This window comes from Mesorhizobium sp. M2A.F.Ca.ET.039.01.1.1, from assembly GCF_003998035.1.
GTDB lineage: Bacteria > Pseudomonadota > Alphaproteobacteria > Rhizobiales > Rhizobiaceae > Mesorhizobium.
On the sequence record NZ_RZRY01000402.1, the window covers coordinates 1 to 5821 of the forward strand.

General features: G+C 65.8%; 8 protein-coding genes. 4 read left to right on the top strand and 4 right to left on the bottom strand.

Annotation, left to right across the window (positions count from 1 at the left end; translation table 11 throughout):
- The coding region (locus EOA24_RS25090; RefSeq protein ID WP_133374600.1) for an SDR family oxidoreductase at window positions 1-461 on the bottom strand (461 nt) is incomplete at its 3' end.
- A gap of 279 nt (window positions 462-740) precedes the next feature.
- Between EOA24_RS25090 and EOA24_RS25095 the strand changes: the two genes are divergently transcribed.
- The gene (locus EOA24_RS25095) at window positions 741-896 is read left to right on the top strand and encodes a hypothetical protein (RefSeq protein WP_095816548.1); all 156 of its coding nucleotides are present in this window, start codon (window positions 741-743) and stop codon (window positions 894-896) included.
- A 158-nt stretch (window positions 897-1054) separates the two neighbouring features.
- Window positions 1055-1993, top strand: coding sequence for an LLM class flavin-dependent oxidoreductase (locus EOA24_RS25100; protein ID WP_126080538.1), 939 nt, complete (start codon window positions 1055-1057; stop codon window positions 1991-1993).
- Between the two features lies 1 nt (window position 1994).
- Here EOA24_RS25100 and EOA24_RS25105 read toward each other — a convergent pair whose 3' ends face one another.
- The 3 genes from EOA24_RS25105 to EOA24_RS25115 form a co-directional block, all read right to left on the bottom strand.
- The gene (locus tag EOA24_RS25105) at window positions 1995-2909 is read right to left on the bottom strand and encodes a sigma-70 family RNA polymerase sigma factor (protein WP_126080537.1); all 915 of its coding nucleotides are present in this window, start codon (window positions 2907-2909) and stop codon (window positions 1995-1997) included.
- Window positions 2910-2917: 8 nt separating this feature from the next.
- Window positions 2918-3232 carry an antibiotic biosynthesis monooxygenase family protein gene (locus tag EOA24_RS25110; protein ID WP_126080536.1) on the bottom strand — a complete coding sequence of 105 codons (315 nt, stop codon included), beginning with the start codon at window positions 3230-3232 and terminating at the stop codon, window positions 2918-2920.
- A gap of 128 nt (window positions 3233-3360) precedes the next feature.
- Complete coding sequence (locus EOA24_RS25115) at window positions 3361-4035, bottom strand: isochorismatase family cysteine hydrolase (RefSeq protein WP_126080535.1); 675 nt, start codon at window positions 4033-4035, stop codon at window positions 3361-3363.
- A gap of 223 nt (window positions 4036-4258) precedes the next feature.
- On the opposite strand from EOA24_RS25115, the gene exbB reads away from it, so the two are divergent.
- Both exbB and exbD read left to right on the top strand, forming a co-directional pair.
- A complete protein-coding gene (gene exbB, locus EOA24_RS25120; RefSeq protein ID WP_127410161.1) occupies window positions 4259-5206 on the top strand; it encodes a tonB-system energizer ExbB in 948 nt (315 codons plus the stop codon).
- Window positions 5207-5211: 5 nt separating this feature from the next.
- Window positions 5212-5715: a TonB system transport protein ExbD gene (gene exbD, locus EOA24_RS25125; RefSeq protein WP_126080533.1), complete on the top strand. Its 504-nt coding sequence runs from the start codon at window positions 5212-5214 to the stop codon at window positions 5713-5715.
- Window positions 5716-5821: the final 106 nt, after the last annotated feature.

Below are 5821 nucleotides of genomic sequence, written 5' to 3' on the forward strand. Positions count from 1 at the left end.
ACCTCGTTCGGCGTCGCCGCCACCGCCGAGATTGAGGAAGTGCAGACGATCGAGCCGCCGCCGGCGGCGATCATGCCGGGCAGCACCGCGCGCGTCATCAGGAACATCGAGCGGACATTGACGGCATGCAGCCAGTCCCATTCCTGCAGCGTCGTCTCCAGGAAGGGCTTTATCACGATCGTGCCGGCATGGTTGAACAGCACCGTGACCGGACCGAGCTCATCCGTCGCCGCTTTCACCGCCGCCTCGACCTGCGCCTCATCCGAAACATCGGCCACGAAATGCTCCGCCACATGGCCCCGCGCCCGGATCGCCGCCACGGTCTTGCCGGCCGCCTCGCCATTGCGGTCGACGATCGCCACCTTGGCGCCTTCGGCGGCGAACAGCTCGGAAGCCGCCCCGCCCATCCCCGTCGCGCCGCCCGAAACGATGGCGACCTTGCCCGCCAGCCTTCCACCCATTTTTGTCTCCCTGGATTCCGTGAGTGTTTTAGATGCTATCGCGTCGCGCGGGGAATGGCCAAGCGCTCAAAGGAGGCCGTTTTGCCACTGAAAGTCCGTGGTTCCAGGCATTTGTCGGGCAGCCCATGCTCCGCTTGCTCGCTGGATCTTCCACTCTGGAGGAGCACGAATTACCCTGGATTGCACCATCCCTGAGAACATTCTCCCAAAAATCCTTGAAAAATAGCAATCGACAAAGTCTACTAGCTTTATAGATTAAGCGCTGAGACGGAGGCCGATATGTCCTATATCCAGAACGCTCAGACCGCCCGCAAGGGCCAAAGGCTGACCGCCGACCAGAGCTGGAGGCCCGCCTATGGCGGTACCTTCGCCTATCTCGTCTTCGCGCTTGCATTCGTGTTCACCGGCGCGGTGGTGCTGGGGTTGATCCCCTGATTTCAAGGCGGGCCGAGACCCGCCGTCAAAACAATCTGAGTTGCGTAACCGGAGTGGAAAGCTGGCCGAGCGCCGGGGCGCTGTCGCGCGCCTGCGTCCTCGGATTTGGTTCAAAAGGCTTTGGAGCGGGGCAAGCCGACGTGATGGAGGAGATGGCAATGCCGATCGAGTTCACGCATGTTCCCGGTAAGGCTGCCAATGGCGGCTTCTTCTATGATTTCGCCGAGACGGCGACCAAACTGTCGCTGATCGAGGATGCCGGTTTCCGCAGGCTGGTGGTGGACGATCCGGCCGGCCTGCTCACCAATATGGACATCGCCGCGCAGACGCTCGACCGCACCGGTTCGCTGGAGGTGGTGTTGACGCATTGGGCCGGCGTGATCGAGCCGACGGTGGCGGCAAGGCAGCTTGCCGCGCTCGACCGCAGAGGCGGCGGACGCCTGTCGCTTCGCATGCTGAGCGAGCCGCTGGAAGACAGCGATGCCGAGGCGCGACCGGTTGGCCACAGCGTGGTTTGGCAGCGCATCGACGAATATCTGGTGCTGCTGAAGCGCCTGTGGTCGAACGACAGGCCCTTCGACCATGAAGGCGCCTTCTACAGCGTCAGGGGCGGCTTCGTGCCGCGCAAGGGCCCGCTTGGCGCCGATCTCGTGATCCGGCTCGGCGGCCAATCGGGCACCGCGCTGAAGGTGGCCGGCAAGCATGCCGATGTCTTCGAGCTGGCCGCCGGCTCGCCGGACGAGGTGCGGCAATTGGTCGAGCGTGCGCGCGGCGCCGCGGCGGAACATGGCCGCGCCGGCAGGTTGCGCTTCGCGCTGCCGGTCCGCATCCACGCGGACGGCTGGAGCGGAACCCCGGATCACAAGGCGGTCGAGATCGCCGGGCCGCCGGCGCGGATTGCCCTGGCGCTTTTGCCCTATGCGGCGCTCGGCATCGAGGAATTCATGATCAGCGGCATCGACCGTCCGGGCGAGATCGCCCGCATTGGGCGCGAGACGATCACGCTGCTCGCGAATTCGCTGGCGCGCCGCGAGGCGGAAATTCCGCAACCGGGTGCGTTTGCCTCATCCCGCTTTGCGGAACACCGTATAGGCTGAGTCACGGCGTGCCGGAGTACTCCAGCCCGTCCATCACGTAATCCGCGAACAGGAAATCGCGGATGCCGGCGATCCGGCCGTCCTTCCAATCGATGAGGATGAAGTAGCGCGGCGGTCCGTCCGGACGCTCCGGGCTGGTGACCAGGATGGCGGGCCGGCCTTCGACAAGGCCGGTCGCGAAATGCCAATGCGTTTCGTCGGCATAGCGGCCGAAATAATTGCCGACATATTCCTTGCCGTCCGCGCGCAGCCGATTGACCAGCTCCAGCTTGACGTCCTCGGCCAAAAGGCCGCGCAGCGTATCGAAATCCCTGGCGTTGAAGGCAGCGACATAGTCGCCCAAGCGGCGCACGTCCTGCCGGTCGAGCGCCGGACGGGGCGGCGCCATGCGCGGCGCGGCCGCCAGCTTGCGCAAGCTTTCGCGCCCGCGCTGCAGCGCGCCCTTGATCGCCATGTCGGATGTTTCGAGGATTTCGCCGATCTCTTCCAGGCTGTGGCCGAGCACATCCTTCAGCACGACCGCGCACCGTTGCGCCGGCGGCAGCTGCATCAGCTCGGCCAGGCTCGCCTCGGCGGCGATGCGCGCGTCCAGCGCCGAATTCTCGTCGGCGATCGTGTCGAGCTCGACCTCGCTTTCGCGGCCCCGCAAGCGGGCGCGCTTGCGCAGGAAATCGAGCGCCGCGTTGTGCGCGATGCGAAACAGCCAGGGTTCGATCCTATCGGGCATGTCGCCATTCCTGATCGCAACGAAGCCTTTGGCCAAAGCCTCCTGGACGATGTCCTCGCCATCGATGACCGATCCGACCATGCGTGACGCGTAGCGGTGCAGCCTGGCTCTCAGCGAAGCGGCCTCGCGCTCGAAGGCGCGGAGCCGGGACTCGGTCGCCGCAACGGACTGATCCTGCGAACCGGTCACGCAACCTCCTAGTTTTCTACGCCACCCGTATGGGAATAGGTCGTGTGGCCCATTATGCTCTCGCCCGCGGCCAGCTCAACGATGCTCTTCATGTAGTCGGCGAAGTGGGGATCGGCGCGGAAGGCCGCGATGTCCTCGGCCGAGCGCCATTGCGAGATGTTGGCGACCTTGCTGCCGTCGCCGCCGACGACCACGGATGACGACAAAGAGCCCGGCTGCTTGCTGAAGAAGTTCCGCGTGCCTTCGGCGAGCGTCCTGGCGAGTTCCTGCTGCTTGCCCGGCTTGGCGGTGAAGACGTTGATCAAGGTCAGTGTGTTCGACATGGCTCGGCTCCGTTTGTCCTGAGGGCGGAGGCCGTCGCGGCTCTCGCACCTGTTACGACCCTCAAGACGAAGGCGGAACCGCAAACGGAACGGTGGGGCGAGAAATTTTCGATGAGACCGCGAAACCTTCAGCGCACGGCGTCCGCGAGTTGCCGCAACGCGACAATGACCGCCTCCGAGTCCGCCAGCGCGCCGAAGATCCCGTCCTCGACCGTCACCATGTGCAGCGCCGCTTCGTGCGCATACTGGTCGCCGCTGGCGCAGGCGTCCGAAACCGTCAGGCACTGGAAATTGCGGTCGCAGGCCTCGCGCAATGTGGTGTGCACGCAGACATCCGTCGTGCAGCCGGTGAAAAGCAGGTGCGTTATGTCCCGCGCGCGCAGCACCATCTCCAGATCCGTATAGGTGAAGGCGCTGTTGCAGGTCTTGTCGATGATGACGTCCTGCGGCGCCACGTCGACATCGGCGGCGATCTGGAAGCCCGGGCCCGAGCGCAGCAGGACATCAGTGCCGTCGAGGCCGGCCCGCTTGCGGCGCCATTTCTCGTAAGGCGTCATGTCGGCCATGTCGGCGCGGTAGCCTTGCCTTGTGTGGATGATGGTCATGCCTGCGGCGCGCGCCGCGGCTATCAGCCGGTTGACCGCCGGCAGGATGGCTCGCAGCGGCGACGGATCGTAGCCTTTCCTGGCGAAATAGCCGGTCGGCGACAGGAAATCCTCCTGCAGGTCGATGACCAGCAGCGCCGCATGCTGCGGCGCAAGCCTGCCGTCATAGGGAAAGTCGAACGGTATCGCCTTGATCATCGGTCACCTGCTTTGTCGTTGTCTGCGCATCGTGCCCGCCAGCCGACCTGCGGTCCAGTCCGCAGCGTACCCAGGTGGCATCGGCGCATCGTAGATTGTTGATCGGCACAGCCATCTTTATAGTTGACTCGGAAATTCATGTTTCATAGTCAACTGCCATGGCTCGCCCTGTGCCTATCTCAATGGCGGCCACCGCATAGCGATGATGAAGCGAGGACGAGCCTTGTCCCGGAACGGTCTTTTCGCGGCGCTGGCCGTGTCCCTCACTCTTTCCACCGGCATCGCCAAGGCGCAGGAACAGCCGCCGGTGGTACCCGCCGTGCAGGCTCCGGCCGAACCGCCTTCGCGAGCAACGGCCGCCCCAGCTCCGCAGGCACCGCCGGTGCAGGCGCTCGCCACCGCGCCGGCTGATCTGGCCATCCAGCCGGCTGCGAGCGGCGTCGCCGGCCAGGAGCCTTCGCTGTCGCTGCCGCATGACCTGTCGCCCTGGGGCATGTTCATGAATGCCGACATCGTGGTGAAGGCGGTCATGGTCGGGCTGGCTTTCGCCTCTCTCGTTACCTGGACGATCGCGCTTGCCAAGTCGCTGGAGGTTTTAGGCGGCAAGCTGAGGGCCCGCCGCGCCGCCGATGCGATCGGCAATGCCGCGACGCTGATGCAGGCCCGCCGCGAACTCGGCCATAACGGCGGTCCGGGCGCGCTTCTGGTGCGGGCGGCGGAAGAGGAACGGGCGCTATCGGCCGGCGCGCTCGACCACGTTTCCGGCGACGGCCTGAAGGAACGCGTCGCTTCCAGGCTCTCGCGCATCGAGGCGACGGCGGCGCGGCGCATGTCGCGCGGCACCGGCCTGCTCGCCACCATCGGCTCGACGGCGCCCTTTGTCGGCCTGTTCGGCACCGTCTGGGGCATCATGAACGCCTTCATCGGCATCTCCCAGGCGCAGACCACCAACCTCGCCGTCGTGGCGCCAGGTATCGCCGAGGCGCTGCTTGCGACCGCCATGGGGCTGGTGGCGGCCATTCCTGCGGTCGTCATCTACAACATCTTCGCCCGCTCGATAGCCGGCTACAAACAGATCCTCGCCGACGCCTCAGCCGGCGTCGAGCGGCTGGTCAGCCGCGACCTCGATTTCCGCACGGTGCCGCCGGCAGCGGCGATGGCGGCGGAGTAGCGGCGATGGCGGCGCGCATTCGCGAGACCTCCGGCGACGATCTTGAGGAAAGCCACGACATCAACGTCACGCCATTCATCGACGTGATCCTGGTGCTTCTGATCATCTTCATGGTCGCGGCACCCCTCGCCACCGTCGATGTCAATGTCGACCTGCCCGGGTCGACGGCGACGCCGGCGCCGCGGCCCGAGACACCTTTGTTCCTGACGCTGAAAAGCGATCTGACGCTGGCGATCGGCAATGACAGCGTGCCACGTCCGGCCTTCGCCGGGATGCTCGACAGCCGCACCAAGGGCGACAAGCAGACGCGCATCTTCCTGCGCGCCGACAAGACGGTCGGCTATGGAGACCTGATGGAAGTGATGAACCTGCTGCGGAGCGCAGGCTATCTGAAGGTGGCGCTGGTCGGCCTGGAAACCACGGGCAGCGCCGGCGGGCAGTCTTCGCCAGGAACTCCCGCGGCCGGCGCGAATCCAGCTCCGCCACCCGCCGGGAACCGAGCGCCATGACGGCCGCCGCCCTTTCCCGCCAGCCGCGCTTCGGCCCGCGTGACGCCGGCCTGTGGACGAGTGCCGCCGCGATCATTCTGGCCGCGCATGTGGCGGTTGCCTATGC

What these genes read in the sequence shown, in the direction of transcription:
- EOA24_RS25115 (WP_126080535.1), bottom strand. Translation starts at nt 4,035, where the DNA reads ATGATCAAGGCGATACCGTTCGACTTTCCCTATGACGGCAGGCTTGCG.
- exbD (WP_126080533.1), top strand. Translation starts at nt 5,212, where the DNA reads ATGGCGGCGCGCATTCGCGAGACCTCCGGCGACGATCTTGAGGAAAGC.
- EOA24_RS25100 (WP_126080538.1), top strand. Translation starts at nt 1,055, where the DNA reads ATGCCGATCGAGTTCACGCATGTTCCCGGTAAGGCTGCCAATGGCGGC.
- EOA24_RS25110 (WP_126080536.1), bottom strand. Translation starts at nt 3,232, where the DNA reads ATGTCGAACACACTGACCTTGATCAACGTCTTCACCGCCAAGCCGGGC.
- EOA24_RS25095 (WP_095816548.1), top strand. Translation starts at nt 741, where the DNA reads ATGTCCTATATCCAGAACGCTCAGACCGCCCGCAAGGGCCAAAGGCTG.